Origin of the sequence: Providencia sp. PROV188 (genome assembly GCF_027595165.1) — a bacterium.
GTDB classification, from domain to species: domain Bacteria; phylum Pseudomonadota; class Gammaproteobacteria; order Enterobacterales; family Enterobacteriaceae; genus Providencia; species Providencia lanzhouensis.
Map to the genome: position 1 here is coordinate 976,062 of NZ_CP097291.1, position 22,270 is coordinate 998,331.

At 43.9% G+C, this 22,270-nt stretch carries 12 protein-coding genes, 3 tRNA genes, 3 rRNA genes and 1 other annotated feature; of the genes, 11 read left to right on the forward strand and 7 right to left on the reverse strand.

The features are described 5' to 3' along the window. The first annotated feature begins 212 nt into the window (after window positions 1-212). Window positions 213-1,769, forward strand: coding sequence for a methyl-accepting chemotaxis protein (locus M5X66_RS04345; protein ID WP_036949840.1), 1,557 nt, complete (start codon window positions 213-215; stop codon window positions 1,767-1,769). Between the two features lie 67 nt (window positions 1,770-1,836). Here M5X66_RS04345 and pheA read toward each other — a convergent pair whose 3' ends face one another. The 3 genes from pheA to bamD form a co-directional block, all read right to left on the reverse strand. Continuing rightward, window positions 1,837-3,009 (reverse strand): bifunctional chorismate mutase/prephenate dehydratase, encoded by a 1,173-nt coding sequence (gene pheA, locus M5X66_RS04350; protein WP_036949843.1) that lies wholly within the window; start codon window positions 3,007-3,009, stop codon window positions 1,837-1,839. A gap of 25 nt (window positions 3,010-3,034) precedes the next feature. Then, window positions 3,035-3,154: a sequence feature (Phe leader region), on the reverse strand. A gap of 168 nt (window positions 3,155-3,322) precedes the next feature. Further along, window positions 3,323-3,652 (reverse strand): ribosome-associated translation inhibitor RaiA, encoded by a 330-nt coding sequence (gene raiA, locus M5X66_RS04355; RefSeq protein ID WP_036949847.1) that lies wholly within the window; start codon window positions 3,650-3,652, stop codon window positions 3,323-3,325. Window positions 3,653-4,036: 384 nt separating this feature from the next. Further along, a complete protein-coding gene (gene bamD, locus M5X66_RS04360) occupies window positions 4,037-4,765 on the reverse strand; it encodes an outer membrane protein assembly factor BamD (protein WP_036949850.1) in 729 nt (242 codons plus the stop codon). Between the two features lie 137 nt (window positions 4,766-4,902). On the opposite strand from bamD, the gene rluD reads away from it, so the two are divergent. The 9 genes from rluD (at window position 4,903) to M5X66_RS04405 (ending at window position 15,235) form a co-directional block, all read left to right on the forward strand. Then, window positions 4,903-5,880: a 23S rRNA pseudouridine(1911/1915/1917) synthase RluD gene (gene rluD, locus M5X66_RS04365; RefSeq protein WP_036949853.1), complete on the forward strand. Its 978-nt coding sequence runs from the start codon at window positions 4,903-4,905 to the stop codon at window positions 5,878-5,880. Beyond that, a complete protein-coding gene (gene yfiH / locus M5X66_RS04370; RefSeq protein ID WP_036949856.1) occupies window positions 5,880-6,614 on the forward strand; it encodes a purine nucleoside phosphorylase YfiH in 735 nt (244 codons plus the stop codon). The genes rluD and yfiH overlap by 1 nt, the downstream gene beginning before the upstream one ends. A gap of 125 nt (window positions 6,615-6,739) precedes the next feature. Continuing rightward, the gene (gene clpB, locus M5X66_RS04375; RefSeq protein ID WP_036949859.1) at window positions 6,740-9,313 is read left to right on the forward strand and encodes an ATP-dependent chaperone ClpB; all 2,574 of its coding nucleotides are present in this window, start codon (window positions 6,740-6,742) and stop codon (window positions 9,311-9,313) included. 545 nt (window positions 9,314-9,858) lie between these two features. Continuing rightward, window positions 9,859-11,398: ribosomal RNA gene (locus M5X66_RS04380) — 16S ribosomal RNA — on the forward strand. 65 nt (window positions 11,399-11,463) lie between these two features. Next, window positions 11,464-11,540, forward strand: a tRNA-Ile gene (locus M5X66_RS04385). Window positions 11,541-11,664: 124 nt separating this feature from the next. Further along, window positions 11,665-11,740, forward strand: a tRNA-Ala gene (locus M5X66_RS04390). A gap of 201 nt (window positions 11,741-11,941) precedes the next feature. Then, a 23S ribosomal RNA gene (locus M5X66_RS04395) occupies window positions 11,942-14,847 on the forward strand. A gap of 139 nt (window positions 14,848-14,986) precedes the next feature. After that, window positions 14,987-15,102 (forward strand): 5S ribosomal RNA (rrf, locus tag M5X66_RS04400). Together the 16S, 23S and 5S rRNA genes with 3 tRNA genes alongside form the textbook arrangement of a ribosomal RNA operon. A 56-nt stretch (window positions 15,103-15,158) precedes the next feature. Then, window positions 15,159-15,235: transfer RNA gene (locus tag M5X66_RS04405), tRNA-Asp, on the forward strand. A 159-nt stretch (window positions 15,236-15,394) separates the two neighbouring features. Here the strand turns inward: M5X66_RS04405 and M5X66_RS04410 are convergent. The 4 genes from M5X66_RS04410 to M5X66_RS04425 all read right to left on the reverse strand — a co-directional run bounded on the left by M5X66_RS04410 (window position 15,395) and on the right by M5X66_RS04425 (window position 20,939). Next, a complete protein-coding gene (locus M5X66_RS04410) occupies window positions 15,395-15,739 on the reverse strand; it encodes a YfiM family lipoprotein (RefSeq protein ID WP_036947732.1) in 345 nt (114 codons plus the stop codon). A gap of 88 nt (window positions 15,740-15,827) precedes the next feature. Then, complete coding sequence (gene pssA / locus M5X66_RS04415; protein ID WP_108479356.1) at window positions 15,828-17,183, reverse strand: CDP-diacylglycerol--serine O-phosphatidyltransferase; 1,356 nt, start codon at window positions 17,181-17,183, stop codon at window positions 15,828-15,830. Between the two features lie 159 nt (window positions 17,184-17,342). Next, window positions 17,343-19,988, reverse strand: a complete 2,646-nt coding sequence (locus M5X66_RS04420; RefSeq protein ID WP_036947727.1) for a bifunctional acetate--CoA ligase family protein/GNAT family N-acetyltransferase — start codon at window positions 19,986-19,988, stop codon at window positions 17,343-17,345. Window positions 19,989-20,237: 249 nt separating this feature from the next. Further along, window positions 20,238-20,939, reverse strand: coding sequence for a tRNA-uridine aminocarboxypropyltransferase (locus M5X66_RS04425; protein ID WP_154637470.1), 702 nt, complete (start codon window positions 20,937-20,939; stop codon window positions 20,238-20,240). Window positions 20,940-21,112: 173 nt separating this feature from the next. Here M5X66_RS04425 and M5X66_RS04430 point away from each other — a divergent pair, with 173 nt between their 5' ends. Then, a complete protein-coding gene (locus M5X66_RS04430; RefSeq protein ID WP_036947726.1) occupies window positions 21,113-22,237 on the forward strand; it encodes a tRNA/rRNA methyltransferase in 1,125 nt (374 codons plus the stop codon). Window positions 22,238-22,270 lie beyond the last annotated feature (33 nt).

Sequence of the window (22,270 nt, forward strand, 5' to 3'; positions counted from 1 at the left end):
TATTTATAATAAATAAGTAATTGTACTTATTTCTGTAGTTTATCCTAAATTTATAATTGAGTTTCTTCCTTAAGTAGGTTTATCCACCAATTAATTAGAAATTAATCAATTTATAATATCGATATTTATAAATTAAACGATTTATCTAATAAAGATCCCTTGCCATTGACCGATAACACTAATCATTAAATGATGATAAGTGTGGTAAACCTATGTCTTTTAAGAACCTCAAAATTAGTTTGAAATTAACTATCGCGTTTGGCGTTTTCATCACGCTAATTGTTTTAAGTTCTCTGTTTTCATTAGTAAATATGAATCGAGCAAATGAAAGCATTCAGAACGTCATTTTTAAAAGTTATCCAATAACCGCTAATGCAAACTCGGTGATGGATAATTTTTATTCTTATATTGGTATCCAAGAATTGATTTTATTGGATGACCGAGGGAGTGAAAAACGCAAGGAAGAGCTAGTTAAAATTAGCCAAAATATTTCTGATCTGTTGGATGAGTTGGATCGAAGTATAACTGATAGCCGTTCTCGTGAAGTGCTTGATAATATCCAAGAGGTGAGAGCTAAATTTATTAGTACTCAGCAACAGATGATGGAGTTTATGAATCAGGGAAATCGTCAAGCTGCGATTGAAATGATGATGACAAAAACATCAGCTATTCAGCGAGAATATCGTGAGCAAGTCCAAAACCTGATAGCCATCCAAAATATGTTGATGCAAGAAACGGGTTATCAGGTGGAAGATGACTATAAAGCAAATCGTGTTTTATTGGCATTTTTATCAATCATTAGCATTGTTGTGGGCTGCGTTATGGGGTGGTACATCACGCGTATTATCACTAAACCTTTAGAGCAAGCGGTTGATTTTGCTAAATCAATTGCCAGTGGTGATTTGACCCAAAATATTCAAGCGCAATCTAAAGATGAAACTGGGATCTTACTTGAATCGCTCAGTGAAATGAAAGGGCACCTACTTGAGATTGTCCAAGAAGTTCAAAATGGATCTGAGAGTATTTCTGCGGCAGCAGGGCAAATTGTTGCGGGTAATCAGAACTTAGCCGCTAGAACGGAAGAGCAAGCGGCTTCTGTTGAGCAAACGGCAAGTTCGATGGAGCAAATTACATCCACGGTACAGAACACCACAGAACATACCCATGAAGCGACAATGTTAGCTGATAATACGGCTGTGACAGTCAAAAACAATGGTCAGATGATGGTTCAGCTAACCGATAAAATGCGCGCAATTAATGGTTCATCTCAAAAAATGACGGATATTATTAACTTAATCGACTCTATTGCCTTCCAAACGAATATCTTAGCCTTGAACGCGTCTGTTGAAGCAGCAAGGGCAGGAGAGCATGGTCGTGGTTTTGCGGTAGTAGCGGGTGAAGTGAGATTATTGGCGCAAAAAAGTGCTGCATCGGCCAGTGATATTCGTTCGTTAATCGAAAACTCCTCTTCACAAACCCAAGAAGGTATGGAATTGGTTGAACAAGCTAGCCAGCAGATCCACGGTATGGTCGCCAGTGTTGAAGAGATGAATGCGTTATTGCGTGAAATTGGTCAAGCGAGTAGGGAGCAGAGCGATGGTATTTCACAAATTAACAGCGCCGTGGGGCAATTGGATTTAACAACACAACAAAATGCGGGGCTGGTGGAAGAGTCGGTCGTAGCGGCAGATTCGTTGAATGACCAAGCTTACCACCTTCAAGAGCTGGTTAATTACTTTAAACTCAGCGCGACAATACAAAAATCGTGATTGACAGAAATCGTAATTAATAAAAATAACACAGGCTAATGACCTGTGTTATTTTTTTGAGCCAAAATTAAGGCGTCATTTTTTCTGGCTCTACAGGAACGATATTTTCAGATGGGTAGCAGCCAAGAATTTTAATTGAGCGGGTGATCTCAGCTAATTCTTTCAGTGCTTGTTGCATATTATCTGAACGCAAGTTAGCGTGAACATCTACATAAAACATCTCTTCCCACGGCTTACCATTAATTGGGCGAGATTCTAATTTACTCATCACTATCTTATTATTTTTTAAGATAATTAAAGCATCCACTAATGCACCGGCTTGTTGACCTGTTGTGATCAATAACGTCGTTTTCGCTGGAACTTGTTCAGTTACTTCAATCGCTCGTGGAGCCACAACAATAAAGCGAGTCATATTAATTTGCTGATTCGCTAAGTTATGTTCCAAAACCGTTAAGCCATACAATGCTCCGCCAGCCTCACTACCTAATGCAGCAACATTAGGGGAATTATGTTCTGCCACTTTTTGCATTGCTGTAGATGTGCTGTCGCAATATTCAATTTTCCAATGAGGGAACTGAGATAAATATTGGCTACATTGCTGGAAGGGCTGAGGGTGGCTATAAACTGTATCAATCTTGCTTAATTCACTACCTGGCGTGGTCAACAAGCAATGGTTAATTGGCAAACGAATTTCACCGACAATGGACAATGATGTATTTTGCAGTAAATCGTAAACATCATTTATTGCCCCTGAGCTGGTATTTTCGATAGGTAAAATACCGTAATCTGCTTGACCACTTTCAACGAGTGAGAAGATATCTTGAAACTTATGGCAGCTGCATTCAACCAGTTGATCAAAATGACGAGCTGAATATTGACGCGCGGCAACATGGGAATAAGAACCTTTAGGTCCTAAAAATGCAAATCTTGCGGTATCACTTGGTGTCAGATTTAAATGTTTTTGTAAGATAGCTTGTTGAGTAAGGACAGAATCCTCAATGATCATCTGAAACAAGCGTGTAATATAAAAACCATCAAGACCCAGAGGTGTGCCTTTATTAATTAATACATCGAGTAATTGTCGTTCGCGCTCTTTGTCACGGATTGGGCGGTTATCATCGATTTTGGTTTCAGCAACTTCAATTGCATAGCCTCGACGTTTTGCAAGAAGCCCAAGGAGTTCACTGTCTAACTGGCTAATTTTCTCACGGACTTTCAGTAAATTAGTGCTATTTTCCATTCTGCGACCCTATCAAACATCAGTGAATAAAAAAGCCCCCTAGGTAGGGGGCTTTAAAATATTGTCTTCTTTTTTTTCTCGAACGACAAAAGCCCCTTAATGTGAGTGGCTAAAGAAGAAAAAGAAAACAGTATTTAGTTTCATGGGAAATCCTTTCGAGTGAAGTTATTCAAATAGACATGATAGTGAATGAGAAGTCAACAAAAAACAGCGCAGAATGTAAAAACGCGCCCATGATGAGCGCGTTTGGAAGGTTTCAAGATAAGTGGATTGATAATATAAAAATATAACGTAACTACTTAAACGCAACTGATTACAACGTTTCTAGATTCGCTTCTTTTACACTATTAGTTGCCCTTCTTGATTCTCCTTTATGTTGCACTTTGTTTAACTGTCTTTCGAGTTTGTTGATAAGGTCATTTATTGCAACGTACATATCTTCATGCTTAGCACTTGCTACCAACTGTCCGGTAGCGGTTTTTATGTTGGCATCAACCATAAAACCTTGAGGCTCTTTCGATAGCACCACATGGGGGCTAATTAAGGAAACTTGCCATTTATCGAGTTTTGCTAGACGGCTTTCAATGTGTTCACGAATTGCTGGTGTGATGTCCATTTGTTTGCTAGTAATGTTAACTATCATATAGTTACCTCTCATTGTTTCCGTCTTTGATGAATTCAGAATACCGATATCTAGGAATAAAAAATTGATCTAGATCACACTTAAATTATGGGGAAGGGGGTACCCACTTGAAGTGTGATTTTGGCTAAAAAAGGCAGGTAAAAGGATTGCCAAAATAACTATATTGAGGGAGACTGAGAGAGTTGGCTATCAACACGGTAAATAGCCGGTACTTTTTTTGGGTAAAATTTTAGATTATGAATTTTAAAAGAAAAAGTTCAAAACTATCCCCACACTCTGATTCATCTTCAAACCCACTGCATTTCAAATCACGATTAAAATTATCAAAAAAAACAGCAGCCGAAGCTGCCGTTCTTATTTCAATCGATAGCGTTAAAAAGCAATTTATTGGTTTGCTGCAATAATGCTGCCGACTTTGTTTGCTTCTTTGTCTAAGCCCATCTCTTTATACGCAATTTCCATATATCCGAGCGCTTGACGCGTTGCTTCTGTATCTGGATAGTCACGTAACATTTGTTGGACACGATTAACAACCGCGACATAGGCCCCACGTTTGTTGTAATATTCAACGACAGAGAGATCAAATTTTGCCAAACGATCTTTTAAGTAAACTAAACGCTTACTTGCATCGTTGGAATATGGGCTGTTCGGATAGTAACGAACTAATTGGCTCAAGTCTTTGAACGCAACCAATGCGTGTTGTGGGTCTCTGTCAGAGCGATCGATACCAAAGAAACCTTGTAACATGCTGTCATCTAACGCCATTGCCGTTAAGCCACGCATGTAAAGTACGTAGTCAATATTGGGATGAGTTGGGTTTAAACGCATGAAACGGTCAATTGAAGCTATCGCCATTGGTAGCTCTGCTGATTTATAATAGGCGTAAATCAGGTCTAACTGTACTTGCTGAGCATACGGACCAAACGGGTAGCGGTTATCCAACGCTTCAAACTGTTTAATTGCCGCGTTATAGTTACCGTCCTGTAATTTTTGCTGACCTGTACTATAAATCTCAGCTGGGGAACTATCGGGGCTGACTTCGTTATTGCTGGAGCATCCGGCGAGAGCCAGGCTCAACGTGGCAGCTGCCACCAGATATTTCATACGTATCATCACGTGTTGGTTATCCTCTGACTGTATCGAGGGAGTCTATCCGTAAGGCTCCCGGCAAAATTCGAGTTACAATAGCATACATTTTAAATGAAACGGCAGCGCCGTCAAAACACAAACACCAAAAAGTAGATTAATTTATGGCTCAACAAGTACAATTAAGTGCAACTATCGCTGAATCACAGCTTGGTCAACGTTTAGATCAAGCTTTGGCTGAATTGTTCCCTGATTATTCACGTTCTCGAATAAAAGAATGGATCTTAGACGATAGAGTGCAGGTTAACGGCAAAGTTATCAATAAGGCAAAAGAAAAAGTTTTAGGTGGTGAACAAATTTCCATCGATGCCTTGATTGAAGAAGATAGCCGTTGGGAACCTCAAGATATTCCACTTGACGTTGTTTATGAAGATGAAGATATCCTAATTATTAATAAACCGCGTGATTTAGTTGTTCATCCAGGGGCGGGTAATCCAGACGGAACCATTTTAAACGCATTATTATATCGCTATCCTGAAATCGCGGATGTACCAAGAGCGGGCATTGTTCACCGTTTAGACAAAGACACAACTGGGTTGATGGTCGTCGCTAAAACGGTCCCTGCACAAACTCACTTAGTGGAAGCGTTGCAACGCCGTGAAATTACACGTGAATATGAAGCGGTCGCTGTTGGCCGTATGACAGCAGGCGGTATGGTCGAAGAGCCAATTTCTCGCCATCCAACCAAAAGAACGCACATGGCTGTTCATCCAATGGGCAAGCCTGCGGTAACTCACTATCGAGTCATGGAGCATTTTCGCGCTCATACGCGCTTACGTCTACGCTTAGAAACCGGAAGAACGCATCAAATCCGTGTTCATATGGCGCATATCAACCATCCATTAATCGGTGATCCATTATACGGCGGTCGACCACGTCCACTGAAAGGAGCAACAGAAGAGTTCCTCGAAGTGATGCGTAATTTTGATAGACAAGCGCTACACGCAACAATGCTGCGTCTTTATCACCCAATCACAGGAATCCAAATGGAATGGCATGCGCCATTACCTGATGATATGGTGAAATTGATTGAAGCACTGAAAGCTGACACTGAACTTCATAAAGACGATATGGACTGGTAATGAATACGTTGATTTTCCCTGATTGGCCGCAACCTAAAAATATTTCAACATGCAGTACAACTCGTGCAGGTGGAGTGAGCCTTCCGCCTTTTGATAGCCTAAATTTAGGTGACCATGTTGAGGATTTGCCTGAGGCAGTCAGTGAAAATCGCCATCGTCTTGAAAAGCTTGCTCAATTACCACAGCAACCCGTGTGGCTTGAGCAAGTACATGGTACTCATGTTCTGCATTTAATGGGAAGCGAGATTGAAAATCGTCAAGCGGATGCGGTGTATACCAACCAAGTTGGTCAAGTGTGTGCCATCATGACAGCAGATTGCTTGCCAGTATTGTTTTGCAGCCGCGATGGTAAAGAAGTGGCAGCGGCTCATGCCGGATGGCGAGGCCTCTGCAATGGCGTATTGGAAAATACGCTAGCGGCATTTAATGCACAACCGAGCGACATTATGGCGTGGATGGGGCCCGCTATTGGCCCTGAAAAATTTGAAGTTGGCGTAGAAGTTAAACAAGCATTTACTGGTCAATCTGCCGATCTTGCAGATGCGTTTACACCTCACAATGACAAATTTCTGGCAAACATCTATTTACTGGCGCGTAAAAAGCTACAAGCCGCGGGCATTTCAGCCATTTATGGTGGTGAGTTTTGTACGGTCAGTGATGAAAACAGATTTTTTTCCTACCGACGAGAGGGAAGAACGGGGAGAATGGCATCCCTTATATGGATAAATAACTAGTTCATGGAATAATATTCCAAATTAACAAATATTGAAAAAATAATCCCGCCTAAAACTTGAATATTTAAAAACAGACCGCATCTTATCTTCAGTAGCAATTTTAATCATATTCTATTGGAGGTGTTATGCGTCTGGATCGTTTAACTAATAAATTCCAGCAAGCTCTCGCTGACGCCCAGTCATTAGCCCTTGGGCGCGAAAATCAATTTATTGAACCAATTCATTTACTCAGTGCTTTGTTTAATCAAGAAAGTGGTACCGTGCGTCCATTATTGACGACGCTCGGCGTGAACGCAGTTACGTTCGAAAACAAAATTGAAGATGCATTGGCTCGACTCCCTCAAGTGCAAGGTGTTGCTGGGGATGTACAACCATCAAGTGACTTAATGCGTCATTTGAACTTATGTGACCAGCTTGCTCAGAAAAATGGGGATGACTTTATCTCCTCAGAATTATTTCTGCTCGCTGCTTTAGAAGCTAATACAACCCTCGCTGATATGTTGAAAGCGGCGGGTGTTAATAAAGACAATTTGAAAAAGGCAATAGAACAGATGCGTGGTGGCGAAAAAGTGAATGACCAAAGCGCTGAAGACCAGCGCCAAGCTTTGAAAAAATTTACCGTTGATTTAACCGAACGTGCAGAACAAGGGAAATTAGATCCAGTTATTGGCCGTGATGAAGAAATTCGTCGTACCATTCAAGTATTACAACGTCGTACTAAAAATAACCCAGTATTAATTGGTGAACCTGGTGTAGGTAAAACAGCGATTGTTGAAGGACTTGCACAGCGTATTGTTAATGGTGAAGTCCCTGAGGGATTGAAAAACAAACGTGTTTTATCACTGGATATGGGGGCTCTGATTGCAGGGGCGAAATATCGTGGTGAATTTGAAGAACGTTTGAAAGGTGTTCTGAATGACCTTGCTAAACAAGAAGGTAACGTCATTCTGTTTATCGATGAATTACATACTATGGTGGGTGCGGGTAAAGCCGACGGTGCGATGGATGCCGGTAACATGTTAAAACCTGCACTGGCTCGCGGTGAACTGCATTGCGTGGGGGCAACAACCCTTGATGAATATCGTCAATATATAGAGAAAGACCCTGCGTTAGAGCGTCGTTTTCAAAAAGTATATGTTGCAGAACCATCCGTGGAAGACACCATTGCGATCTTGCGTGGTTTGAAAGAACGTTATGAATTGCACCATCATGTGCAAATTACTGACCCAGCTATTGTGGCGGCAGCGACGTTATCGCACCGTTACATTACTGACCGTATGCTGCCAGACAAAGCTATCGACTTAATCGATGAAGCGGGCGCTAGCTTACGTATGCAGATGGATTCAAAACCAGAATCTTTAGATAGATTGGAAAGACGTATTATCCAATTAAAACTGGAACAGCAGGCACTGAAAAAAGAGTCTGATGATGCCAGTAAAAAACGTCTGGAAATGTTAGAAGAAGAGCTGGCGGAAAAAGAGCGTGAATATTCTGCATTAGAAGAAGAGTGGAAAGCAGAGAAAGCATCATTAACTGGCACTCAACATATCAAAGCTGAATTAGAAAATACGCGTATTGAAATGGAAAAAGCGCGTCGTAATGGTGATTTGGCGAAAATGTCTGAGTTACAGTATGGACGTATTCCTGAATTAGAAAAACAGTTAGAAGTGGCGACGAAAGCAGAAGGTAAAAGCATGAAGCTTTTACGTAATAAAGTTACTGACGTCGAAATCGCAGAAATTCTGGCTCGTTGGACAGGTATTCCAGTATCAAGAATGCTTGAAAGCGAAAGAGAAAAACTGTTACGGATGGAGCAACAATTACATCAACGTGTGATTGGGCAAGATGAAGCGGTTGTGGCTGTGTCGAATGCTATCCGTCGTAGTCGTGCAGGTTTATCGGATCCTAACCGCCCAATTGGTTCGTTTATGTTCTTAGGCCCTACAGGGGTAGGTAAAACAGAATTATGTAAGGCACTAGCAAACTTTATGTTTGATAGTGACGACGCCATGGTTCGTATCGATATGTCCGAGTTTATGGAGAAACACTCTGTATCTCGTTTAGTCGGTGCACCTCCAGGATATGTGGGTTATGAAGAAGGTGGTTATTTAACTGAAGCGGTAAGACGCCGCCCATATTCAGTTATTTTGCTGGACGAAGTTGAAAAAGCGCACCCAGATGTATTTAACATCTTGCTGCAAGTATTAGATGACGGTCGTTTAACTGATGGGCAAGGTAGAACGGTAGATTTCCGTAATACCGTAATCATCATGACTTCAAACTTAGGTTCTGATCTTATCCAAGAACGTTTTGGCATGATTGGTTATTCAGAAATGAAAGATATGGTGATGGAAGTTGTCGCTCATAACTTCAGACCTGAATTTATTAACCGTATTGATGAAGTTGTGGTATTCCATCCGTTAGGTAAAGAGCAAATTACGAATATTGCGAATATTCAGTTAGCTCGTTTATATAAACGTTTGGAAGAACATGGTTATGAAGTCACTGCAACAGCGGCTGCATTAGAGAAAATTGGTGAAGCTGGTTTCGATCCAATCTTTGGTGCTCGTCCGTTGAAACGTGCAATTCAGCAAGAGATTGAAAACCCACTGGCACAAGAAATTCTGTCAGGCAGATTAATCCCAGGTAAACCAATTACTCTGGATGTTGAAAACGATGAAATCGTAGCGAAGCAGTAAGTAAGCGCTCGGTTATTGTCGAAAAGTAAGTTAAAAGGCGACCATAAGGTCGCCTTTTTCATATAAATATTGCCCCAAATGGCATTTTTTGTTGAAAAAATACACGTGAAGTATAAAGGATAATCAGTTAGAAATTATTTTGCAAAAAACACTTGCCAGATTTTTCTGACTCCCTATAATGCGCATCCACTGACCGGGAACAAGCCAACGCAAAGCGCGATGGACACTGAACCGGCAGCGAGAGAATCTGAAAAGATTAAGTAAAAAAAATACTTGACTCTCAATGAGGAAAGCGTAACATACGCCACCTCGCGACAACGACCTAAGTTGATAAAAACTGAGTCGAATTTCTCAAGAAATGTCGCACCGCTCTTTAACAATTTATCAGACAATCTGTGTGGGCACTCACAGGACACTATCAAAAAAATATTTGATTTTAAGTCTTGAAGAGTGACTAACACGTTAATTCATATATATGAACTAATAGGTAATTTGGTTTCTTCGGAAATCAAACGACAGTAACATTCTTTGAGCATCAAGCTTTTTAATTGAAGAGTTTGATCATGGCTCAGATTGAACGCTGGCGGCAGGCCTAACACATGCAAGTCGAGCGGTAACAGGGGAAGCTTGCTTCTCGCTGACGAGCGGCGGACGGGTGAGTAATGTATGGGGATCTGCCCGATAGAGGGGGATAACTACTGGAAACGGTAGCTAATACCGCATAATCTCTTAGGAGCAAAGCAGGGGAACTTCGGTCCTTGCGCTATCGGATGAACCCATATGGGATTAGCTAGTTGGTGAGGTAATGGCTCACCAAGGCGACGATCCCTAGCTGGTCTGAGAGGATGATCAGCCACACTGGGACTGAGACACGGCCCAGACTCCTACGGGAGGCAGCAGTGGGGAATATTGCACAATGGGCGCAAGCCTGATGCAGCCATGCCGCGTGTATGAAGAAGGCCTTAGGGTTGTAAAGTACTTTCAGTTGGGAGGAAGGCGCTGATGCTAATATCATCAGCGATTGACGTTACCAACAGAAGAAGCACCGGCTAACTCCGTGCCAGCAGCCGCGGTAATACGGAGGGTGCAAGCGTTAATCGGAATTACTGGGCGTAAAGCGCACGCAGGCGGTTGATTAAGTTAGATGTGAAATCCCCGGGCTTAACCTGGGAATGGCATCTAAGACTGGTCAGCTAGAGTCTTGTAGAGGGGGGTAGAATTCCATGTGTAGCGGTGAAATGCGTAGAGATGTGGAGGAATACCGGTGGCGAAGGCGGCCCCCTGGACAAAGACTGACGCTCAGGTGCGAAAGCGTGGGGAGCAAACAGGATTAGATACCCTGGTAGTCCACGCTGTAAACGATGTCGATTTGGAGGTTGTTCCCTAGAGGAGTGGCTTCCGGAGCTAACGCGTTAAATCGACCGCCTGGGGAGTACGGCCGCAAGGTTAAAACTCAAATGAATTGACGGGGGCCCGCACAAGCGGTGGAGCATGTGGTTTAATTCGATGCAACGCGAAGAACCTTACCTACTCTTGACATCCAGAGAACTTAGCAGAGATGCTTTGGTGCCTTCGGGAACTCTGAGACAGGTGCTGCATGGCTGTCGTCAGCTCGTGTTGTGAAATGTTGGGTTAAGTCCCGCAACGAGCGCAACCCTTATCCTTTGTTGCCAGCGATTCGGTCGGGAACTCAAAGGAGACTGCCGGTGATAAACCGGAGGAAGGTGGGGATGACGTCAAGTCATCATGGCCCTTACGAGTAGGGCTACACACGTGCTACAATGGCGTATACAAAGAGAAGCGACCTCGCGAGAGCAAGCGGAACTCATAAAGTACGTCGTAGTCCGGATTGGAGTCTGCAACTCGACTCCATGAAGTCGGAATCGCTAGTAATCGTAGATCAGAATGCTACGGTGAATACGTTCCCGGGCCTTGTACACACCGCCCGTCACACCATGGGAGTGGGTTGCAAAAGAAGTAGGTAGCTTAACCTTCGGGAGGGCGCTTACCACTTTGTGATTCATGACTGGGGTGAAGTCGTAACAAGGTAACCGTAGGGGAACCTGCGGTTGGATCACCTCCTTACCATTGAAGTGTACTTGTGAAGTGCTCACACAGATTGTCTGATGAAATAGAGTAACGGTATCGATAGGCTTGTAGCTCAGGTGGTTAGAGCGCACCCCTGATAAGGGTGAGGTCGGTGGTTCAAGTCCACTCAGGCCTACCAAAATCGAATTGATGTTTCGTTATAACTCAGCTCGTTTACCAGACGTAAACGTCGCCAAGTTATGCCTTGCCTAAATTCGATTTGTCATTTTAATGACTTAAATCGATACTGGAATTACCTTTATGGGGCTATAGCTCAGCTGGGAGAGCGCCTGCCTTGCACGCAGGAGGTCAGCGGTTCGATCCCGCTTAGCTCCACCATAAACTTTCTGATTATTCAGAATAGATTAGAAATAGTCTATTGCGAATAATTATGCTCTTTAACAATCTGGAACAAGCTGAAAATTGAAAACAACGCACATTGTTTATCGCTTAAACAATGTGAGAGTCTCTCAAAAATCTCAACGTGAACGTGTTCAACTGGCCGTCGGGTCAGTTGGTAAAGACACCTTCGGGTTGTGAGGTTAAGCGACTAAGCGTACACGGTGGATGCCTAGGCAATCAGAGGCGATGAAGGACGTGCTAATCTGCGATAAGCGTCGGTAAGGTGATATGAACCGTTACAACCGACGATTTCCGAATGGGGAAACCCAGTGCAATTCGTTGCACTATCGTTTGATGAATACATAGTCAAACGAAGCGAACCGAGGGAACTGAAACATCTCAGTACCTCGAGGAAAAGAAATCAACCGAGATTCCCCTAGTAGCGGCGAGCGAACGGGGAGCAGCCCAGAGTCTTAATCAGCATTAGCATCAGGAGAACGGTCTGGAAAGGCCGGCAGTAAAGGGTGATAGCCCCGTATCCGAAGGTGTTAGTGTTGTGAACTCGACGAGTAGGGCGGGACACGTGTTATCCTGTCTGAATATGGGGGGACCATCCTCCAAGGCTAAATACTCCTGATTGACCGATAGTGAACCAGTACCGTGAGGGAAAGGCGAAAAGAACCCCGGCGAGGGGAGTGAAATAGAACCTGAAACCGTGTACGTACAAGCAGTGGGAGCACCTTTATGGTGTGACTGCGTACCTTTTGTATAATGGGTCAGCGACTTATATTCTGTAGCAAGGTTAACCGTATAGGGGAGCCGTAGGGAAACCGAGTCTTAACTGGGCGAATGAGTTGCAGGGTATAGACCCGAAACCCGGTGATCTAGCCATGGGCAGGTTGAAGGTTGGGTAACACTAACTGGAGGACCGAACCGACTAATGTTGAAAAATTAGCGGATGACTTGTGGCTGGGGGTGAAAGGCCAATCAAACCGGGAGATAGCTGGTTCTCCCCGAAAGCTATTTAGGTAGCGCCTCGTGAACTCATCTTCGGGGGTAGAGCACTGTTTCGACTAGGGGGTCATCCCGACTTACCAACTCGATGCAAACTACGAATACCGAAGAATGTTATCACGGGAGACACACGGCGGGTGCTAACGTTCGTCGTGAAGAGGGAAACAACCCAGACCGCCAGCTAAGGTCCCAAAGTCATAGTTAAGTGGGAAACGAAGTGGGAAGGCTCAGACAGCCAGGATGTTGGCTTAGAAGCAGCCATCATTTAAAGAAAGCGTAATAGCTCACTGGTCGAGTCGGCCTGCGCGGAAGATGTAACGGGGCTAAACTATGCACCGAAGCTGCGGCAGCGATATGTAAATATTGTTGGGTAGGGGAGCGTTCTGTAAGCCTGTGAAGGTGTACTGTGAGGTATGCTGGAGGTATCAGAAGTGCGAATGCTGACATAAGTAACGATAATGCGGGTGAAAAACCCGCACGCCGGAAGACCAAGGGTTCCTGTCCAACGTTAATCGGGGCAGGGTGAGTCGACCCCTAAGGCGAGGCAGAAATGCGTAGTCGATGGGAAACGGGTTAATATTCCCGTACTGGTGATAATTGCGATGGGGGGACGGAGAAGGTTAGGCTAGCCGGGCGACGGTTGTCCCGGTTTAAGGATGTAGGCAGGTGAATTAGGCAAATCCGGTTCACTATATGCTGAGGTCTGATGACGAGTCACTACGGTGGCGAAGTAGCTCATACCCCGCTTCCAGGAAAAGCCTCTAAGCTCTAGATTATCATTAATCGTACCCCAAACCGACACAGGTGGTCAGGTAGAGAATACTCAGGCGCTTGAGAGAACTCGGGTGAAGGAACTAGGCAAAATGGTGCCGTAACTTCGGGAGAAGGCACGCTGGCATTAGGTGAAGTGATTTACTCATGGAGCTGAAGCCAGTCGCAGATACCAGCTGGCTGCAACTGTTTATTAAAAACACAGCACTGTGCAAACACGAAAGTGGACGTATACGGTGTGACGCCTGCCCGGTGCTGGAAGGTTAATTGATGGGGTTATCCGTAAGGAGAAGCTCTTGATCGAAGCCCCAGTAAACGGCGGCCGTAACTATAACGGTCCTAAGGTAGCGAAATTCCTTGTCGGGTAAGTTCCGACCTGCACGAATGGCGTAATGATGGCCAGGCTGTCTCCACCCGAGACTCAGTGAAATTGAACTCGCTGTGAAGATGCAGTGTACCCGCGGCAAGACGGAAAGACCCCGTGAACCTTTACTATAGCTTGACACTGAACATTGAGCCTTGATGTGTAGGATAGGTGGGAGGCTTTGAAGCGTGGACGCCAGTCTGCGTGGAGCCAACCTTGAAATACCACCCTTTAATGTTTGATGTTCTAACGTAGCCCCGTAATCCGGGGTGCGGACAGTGTCTGGTGGGTAGTTTGACTGGGGCGGTCTCCTCCCAAAGAGTAACGGAGGAGCACGAAGGTTGGCTAAGCATGGTCGGACATCATGCGGTTAGTGCAAAGGCATAAGCCAGCTTGACTGCGAGAGTGACGGCTCGAGCAGGTACGAAAGTAGGTCTTAGTGATCCGGTGGTTCTGTATGGAAGGGCCATCGCTCAACGGATAAAAGGTACTCCGGGGATAACAGGCTGATACCGCCCAAGAGTTCATATCGACGGCGGTGTTTGGCACCTCGATGTCGGCTCATCACATCCTGGGGCTGAAGTAGGTCCCAAGGGTACGGCTGTTCGCCGTTTAAAGTGGTACGCGAGCTGGGTTTAGAACGTCGTGAGACAGTTCGGTCCCTATCTGCCGTGGGCGTTGGAAGATTGAAAGGGGCTGCTCCTAGTACGAGAGGACCGGAGTGGACGCACCACTGGTGTTCGGGTTGTCATGCCAATGGCATTGCCCGGTAGCTAAGTGCGGAAGAGATAACCGCTGAAAGCATCTAAGCGGGAAACTTGCCTTGAGATGAGTCTTCCCTGACCCTTTAAGGGTCCTAAAGGAACGTTTAAGACTAAGACGTTGATAGGTTGGGTGTGTAAGCGTAGCGATACGTTGAGCTAACCAATACTAATGAACCGTGAGGCTTAACCTGACAACACCGAAGGTGTTTTTGAGATGAGAGATTGAGTTGATTTTCAAAGAAAGTGAGAAGCCGAAAGGTAGACACACAGCTTGTTCAGGATTGATATTCTGGTTTAAGAGAAAACTTAGACGGGAATAAACAGAATTTGTCTGGCAGCAATAGCGCGGTGGTCCCACCTGACCCCATGCCGAACTCAGTAGTGAAACGCCGTAGCGCCGATGGTAGTGTGGGGTCTCCCCATGTGAGAGTAGGGAACTGCCAGACATTAAATTAAAGCTTATTGCGAAGCAATAAGTTGCTGAAAGGCAAAAAGAATAAGTGGAGCGGTAGTTCAGTTGGTTAGAATACCTGCCTGTCACGCAGGGGGTCGCGGGTTCGAGTCCCGTCCGTTCCGCCACTTATAGCAAGCCCCGTGATGAAAATAACGGGGTTTTTGTTTTTCTACGATACATGTAATACAGCAATTTCTAACTATATTTTCTCCCTGTCGTCACACAGCTCACTCTGCTATAGTGATCTCTTCTAGATTTTTTTGTTTATTATGAGCGAACAAATATTACTTAAAGTTTTGATATAGAGTATAACCTGCCACTGAACCCGCTACATCATAAGCAAAATCATGCCAACTCCAGCCAGTACCTGCTGGTCGGCTATCATAAAGTTCTTTCGCTGCACCTAGCGAAATCGAAAATAACATACCGAATTGTGCTGCTTGCCGATGTTGCATGTTCTGCCTATCCGCATACGCATTACCAGCAGCAGCCATTGCAGCAGAAAAGGCAAAGTGCTGCGCCTTATCTTTTCCCTGCCAATTATCATTTGACCAATGGAAGCCTGAACAGCCAGTCATTACTATTAAGGAGCAACTTAAAGCTAATGTTTTATAAGAGAGATTTGGCATATATCTTGGCCCTCTACAGCAACTGATAAGTTAGAGTTCGCTAGATAATAAAAAGCGCCACATGAGCGGCGCTTTAGAGAGTCAATTATTAAAGTATTCGACTAATGAGTCGATCAACTCGGATACGTCGTAATCGACGGATCAGTTTTTTCACTTTAACAGGGTAGGTTTGAATGCTATCCAGCTCGCGATAATGATGAACAACTTTAGTATGGACTCGGATGCAATCAAGCTCGTGTTGGCGTTGTTCTTGGAGCTGCTGTTTTGGATCGTGGATTAATACCGCATTTTCCAAATCTAATCCCCAAGCCCGTGGATTCAGGTTATTACCTGTAATCAGCTGCCATTGATTATCAACCCACATTCCTTTCAGGTGATAGGTGTTGTCACCATCTTTCCATAAACGAACTGTCAGTTGCTCACTATCAATAAAACGCTGCAAACGGCTAACAAACTTACGTAAGTTTATTTCATAGAGATAAGGCAAAGCACCGATGATTTTAAAAGGCTCTTCAGGTGGAATATAGAAGTCGTTAGCGGTTTTATCACCAATAATGATTTCAACTTTCTTTCCATCACGCAGTAACTTGCTGATAATTCTTACTAAGACAGCAGGTAAATTAAAATATGGTGTACAGATAGTTAACTTTTCAGCGGTTGAGCTCATTAAATGGGTGATAGTACGATTTAACTCGTTTTTTTTACCTAGGCCAACAAATGGAGTAACGGCGAGTTCATCATTAGATGCATTACCTGCAAATTGGTAATTAACGCCTCTTAATGACAAACGAAATTGCTTGATTAACCCTTTAAATTCCGCTGTTTTTGGTCTGCTAGGCGTATTGAGTAGATGAATAGCATCCGATGATAAAAGAGAATCATCAATGAATTTTTTCATCGTTGCAGTGAGCTGACTATTTTTGATGAGATGATATCTATCGTAGCGGTATTTTTCATGACGATGCAGGTAGACATCATTGATGCTAGCCCCGCTATATAGAAGCGTATCATCAAATAAGAAACCTTTTAAATGCAGTACTCCTAATGCTTCACGCGTGTTTACGGGGATCCCGAAAACAGGGATCTCAACATCAGGGTATTGCTGAGAAACTTCATAATACCAATCGGCATTAGTCAGATTAGCAGCAGCGCCAATTCGGCCGCGCTGAGCTCGGTGCCAATCAACTAGAATTTTAATATCTAGATTAGGATTTGCTTGTTTAGCGGCATACAGAGCATGAAGGATGTCTTTACCCGCATCATCTTTTTCTAAATACAGCGCCGTAATGTAGACTGTATTTTTAGCTTGCGAGATCTGTTCAAGCAGAGCACCACGAAAATCTTCCGTCTTATAGAGCGTTTTAACATCATCAACCGACTGAGACAATTTAGGCATGCTTGCCAAGTGTTGTTGATGTTTTGCTTGTTTTAGTTTTGACAACATCACAGTGTGAATTTTCTCTTGTTAGTCTAATAGCAAATCGCTTTATACAAATATTTAAGCGAATGATCTGTCGATGATATCATATTTACACCATTCATTAGGAATAAATTGACCATTGGTTTACTTACTATACAGATTACGGTTTATTCCTAACGCTAATTATAGATGCAGGGTGAGATTTACGACACCATCCTCAAATTGAACATCAATTTGGAATCCTAATTTTTTTGCTAAGCTGATCATATTACGATTCTCTGGCATGGTGATCGCTGTCAGCTTCTTAATGCCATGTCCGCGGGTGTAGTTAAGCAGTTTTTGCATTAATTGATAACCGAGCGTTTGCCCTTTCATATCTGAACGAACTAAAACGGCAAACTCAGCTTCTTGGTTATCAGGATCTGCCATTGCGCGAGTTACGCCGATAATTTCAGGTTGTGTATCACTATTTTTAACAGCAACAAACGCCATTTCTCGGTCGTAATCGATTTGTGTCATATTCGCGAGATCATCATGAGTGAATTCACTGATTTCACTGAAATAACGGTAATAAAGGTCTTCTTTAGTGACTTGCTCAATAAAGGATTTTAAGAGTGGTTCATCTTCAGGAAGAATCGGTCTTAGCAAGCAAGTTAGGTCATCTTTTAGGTTAATGGTCTCTTCAAGCTCATTAGGATAAGGACGGATGGCAAGCCGAGTATCTGGAATGTTACTTGCTGAGTTCAATGTCATTGAAACATCAAGTAATGTGAATTCATCACCAGCCGCAAGTAGTGGATGTATATCTAATCGGCTGATGTTAGGGCAATCAATGATTAAGTTAGAGACACGAACTAATAAGCTGGCTAGCCCCGGAATATCTAATGGTTCTAGAGCACTACGGGCTTTAATTTTATGTCCTTTGATTGCATTAATGACCAAGTAACGAGCTAGCGCTAAGTTTAGTGGCGGAAGAGCTACGGCAGCCTGACTCTCTTGTTGCCACTCTATGCCCCCTTCGCCAAGCATGATTAATAAACCAAAAACAGGATCAAGCTCAACAGCGATTCGTAGCTCTTGAGCTCCTGCGCGATTCGCCATGCTTTGTACTAATAAGCCCTCAATTCGAGCTTGTGGGTAGTTGGTCGAGACTCGTTCAATGATGGCATTGGCAGCTTCAGAGACTTCTTTGGCATTCCTTAAATAGAGCATAACGCCCTGAACTTCTGATTTATGCACAATGTCAGGAGAACGTAATTTTAGTGCAACGGGATAGCCAATCTTTTCTGCGATTTCAACGGCCTGTTCGCTGGAATGAGCAATCCATGTCGGTAAGCTGTTTAAGCCATAAGCTTTTAAGATTGGTTGAACTTCATGGGTATCTAAATGCAGCTTGTTATTTTCAATGGCTTGCATGATACAGGTATGTGCTTGCTGAGTATTTGCGGTTATCCCGACAGGCAGCGCAGGGGTTTCTTTTAATTGTTTTTGGTTACGGCGATATTCCACCATATGCATATAGGCGGTGATTGCACCTTCTGGCGTTCGGTAAGTTGGGATCCCAGCTTCGCTGAAGAGCCTTCTTGCCTCTTGAGAAGAATATTCCCCGCACCAGTTTGTGAGGATAGTTAACCATTTACCCCGAGGATGTTGTTTAATGGTTTTGATCACTTTTTCTGCCATGGATTTACTTTGTGTAATGGCACTTGGTGTATGGATCAAAAGCAACGCATCATGATCGTGGCTATCGAGCATTTTGTTTAATACGTTGAGATACCTATCCACAGTGGCATCGTCGCCGAGGTCAATCGGGTTTTGGGTAGATAAATCTAATGGTAATAGAGAACTTAATTCGTTTTCAGTTTCTACACTGAGTTTTGCAAGTTTTCCATTACGTAGAAGTAGTTCATCGAGTGCCATTGCGGCAGGTGCTGAGCCGTTGCTCATAATCGATAAACGTTCTCCTCGTAGCGGAGTCATATAACTTAGTGTTTCTACCGCAGAAAACATTTCGTGGGTATCTTGGACTCGCAGTAAACCAGCCCGTTGAATCGCAGCATCATAAGCGGCATCTAAACTTGGTTTTTCACCGAGAAGCTCTTGCGCTTTGCGTGTTCGCCCGCTTTTGATAACGAGGATCGGTTTGTTACGGGATGCACTACGAGAAGATGATAAAAAGCGTCTAGCATCACTAATGTTTTCTAAATAAAGCAAGATAGCGCTGGTTTTGCTATCTCGAGCAAGATAGTCCAGTAGGTCATCAATATCGATATCAATGCTATCGCCAAGGGCAATAAAATAGGAAAAACCGATATCGCGATGGCGCGCCCAATCTAAGACTGTATTTGAGACTGCGGCAGATTGTGAAATAAATGCTAGTTTACCTTTCAAAATAGGGATTGGGGAAAAGCTGGCATTTAGCCCTTGCCATGGTGCAAAGAAGCCTAAGCTATTCGGACCTAATAAACGAATTTGGTATTGCTGAGCCACCTTTTTCAGTTCATTAAATTGAATAGAAGGGGACGATAAGATAATGACGACATTACAACCTGCCTCACCAAGCTGGCGGAGACATTCAACATTGCGAGAATAGTGAGTGCAGATCACTGCAAGATCAGGCTTGAGTGGGAGTTTATCAATTGAGGGATAAGCAAGGACGCCAAGAATGGAGTTCCTGTTCGGGTTAACGGGCAGAATAGGGCCTTTGAAACCACTGCTGAGTAAGTTTTTCATCATCACAGATCCTGCTCGGCTAGGATCTTCTGAAGCGCCCACGACAACGATAGATTTTGGTCTAAACAATGACTCTAGCTGACTCACTAACCCCATGGCGGTAAACCTTTTTGTGGTGAGCGAAAACCCGCTCAATTGATTTTGAGTTCGTAAGCAACGCTATACGATACGTTGCTGGAATACCATGTCGTATATTGTGCCGTATATTGTGGGAAGCGCCAGTTTATCGAGGGAATTTTATTGAATATTACAAGCACCTTCACGTTTTGCTGTGAAGGTGATTTTCAAAATAGAAATTGCTGGAAAGCGAGGCATATAAATAACGTAAAAAATGCCTATAAGGAGTTATTCTTGGGGCTTAGACAAAAGCATTTGAGCGGTTGGATGATGCGGTTTCCCCTCTAAGTATTTACGGCGAAACAGATTGAAATGCGTGAATAACGCTTGGGATGCATCAATATCGCCAGCTTGTTCTAGCACGGTAGCAGCGACTTCAGCAGTGCAGTGTTGCTCTTCCCGCGATGGTGTACGCAGCAGGTAGTCGGTTCTCGCTTTCGTATTGATAGACAACATTGGAATTTGATCCAAATAAGGGCTTTTGCGGAACATCTTACGCGCTTCTGGCCAAGTACCATCTAACAGAATAAACAATGCAGGTTTGTCAGAAAGCGTCGGTTCATTGACGACAATGCGATCCGTTTGCGCGTAGCTTTCTGGGAAAATCAGATAAGGCTGTCTACTCTTATCTTGCAGAGCGGCTAACAGCTGGTTGTTAGGATCTGTTCTTGACCATTGATATGCCTGAGTATCAGGAAGCACATCGGCAATGAGTTTTCCGGTGTTGCTGGGTTTAAAGACTTCACCATCAAACATAATCAGACAAAATTGGCTTTTTGCTTGTGCAGAAACCGTTTCTTCACAGAGACACTGTGGCACGGGGAGTAAGCAATATTGACAGCGTTTCACCCGGCAACCCCTTGCTTTAAAAGGTTTTGTAGAAAGGGCTAAGCGTTGTTGACGCAGGTGATAGACAGCGTTCTGACTCATGGTTGATGGGGCACTTTTCGTTGTGACAAAAATAAGGGGCATATTGTACGCAAAACGATTTGTCTACGATAGAAGTATATTCAATAACTTTTCGGTGAGATAATAGCGCGGATCGGTAGCGTAGCTTTGCAACTTCATGTAATCTTCGCGCCATAGCTTAGTAGGGGATAGCGATGAACGACACGAATGATTTTAGTGGTAAAAACGGCAAAGTAAAAGTGATGTATGTCCGTAGCGAAGAGCAGGACAACAATAAAGGTAATGATAAACGCCGTGGCGGTCGTGATGATAAGCGAGATGATAGACGCGGTGATAAGCGTTCAGGTGGGCGTAACGACCGCAATGATCGCAACGACCGTTCTGGTCGCTCTGGTCGTCCAGAAGGTGGTCGCTCAGAACGCCGTTCTGACAATGACAGACGCTCAAGTAATCGCGATAGCGCACCACGTGGAGAGCAGTCTCCATGGCGTACAGTTTCAAAACCAGGCAGTGATGAATTAGAAAACGACCACGGTGGTATTTCAGGAAAAAGCCAAATTGATCCTGAGCAGTTACGTAAACAGCGCCAAGAAGAGACACGTATTTACGGCGAAAATGCTTGCCAAGCGATGTTTAAAAACCGTCCAGATGGCATTGTCCGTGCGTGGTTCTTGCAGTCAGTCACCCCACGTTTTCGTGATGCATTAAAATGGATGGCAGCAAACCGCAAAGCGTACCATGTTGTTGATGAAGAAGAGTTAACAAAAGCGTCTGGTACTGAGCACCACGGCGGTGTGTGCTTTATCATCAAAAAACGCGGTGGTATGGCAGCAGAAACCTACTTAGAAAATGCGGTCGATACCGATTGTGTTTTAGCGCTGGAAGATGTTGGTAACCCGCATAACCTTGGTGGGATCATGCGTAGCTGCGCTCACTTTGGTGTGAAAGGTGTGATTTTACAAGATGCAGGAATGCTGGAATCAGGTGCGGCAATTCGTACCGCTGAAGGCGGCGCGGAGCATATTAAAGCCATTGATGCGGATGGTTTCACCCCAACACTGAATAAATTCCGTGAAGCGGGCTATACCATCGTCACGACATCAAGCCATAAAGGTAGTCAGGACATTGCTAAGGTTCAATTACCGAAGAAAATGGTGTTGGTGTTAGGTCAAGAGAGTGATGGTTTAAGTGACAGCACATGGGATCAGGGTGATATGAGCCTGTACATTGGCGGAACAGGTAAAGTTGAAAGCCTGAACGTCTCTGTAGCAACAGGGATTATGCTTTCTCAGTGGTGGTCACAAAATAAAGTTAAGTAATGACTTACTGACTTGAGCTATCCTAAAAAAACC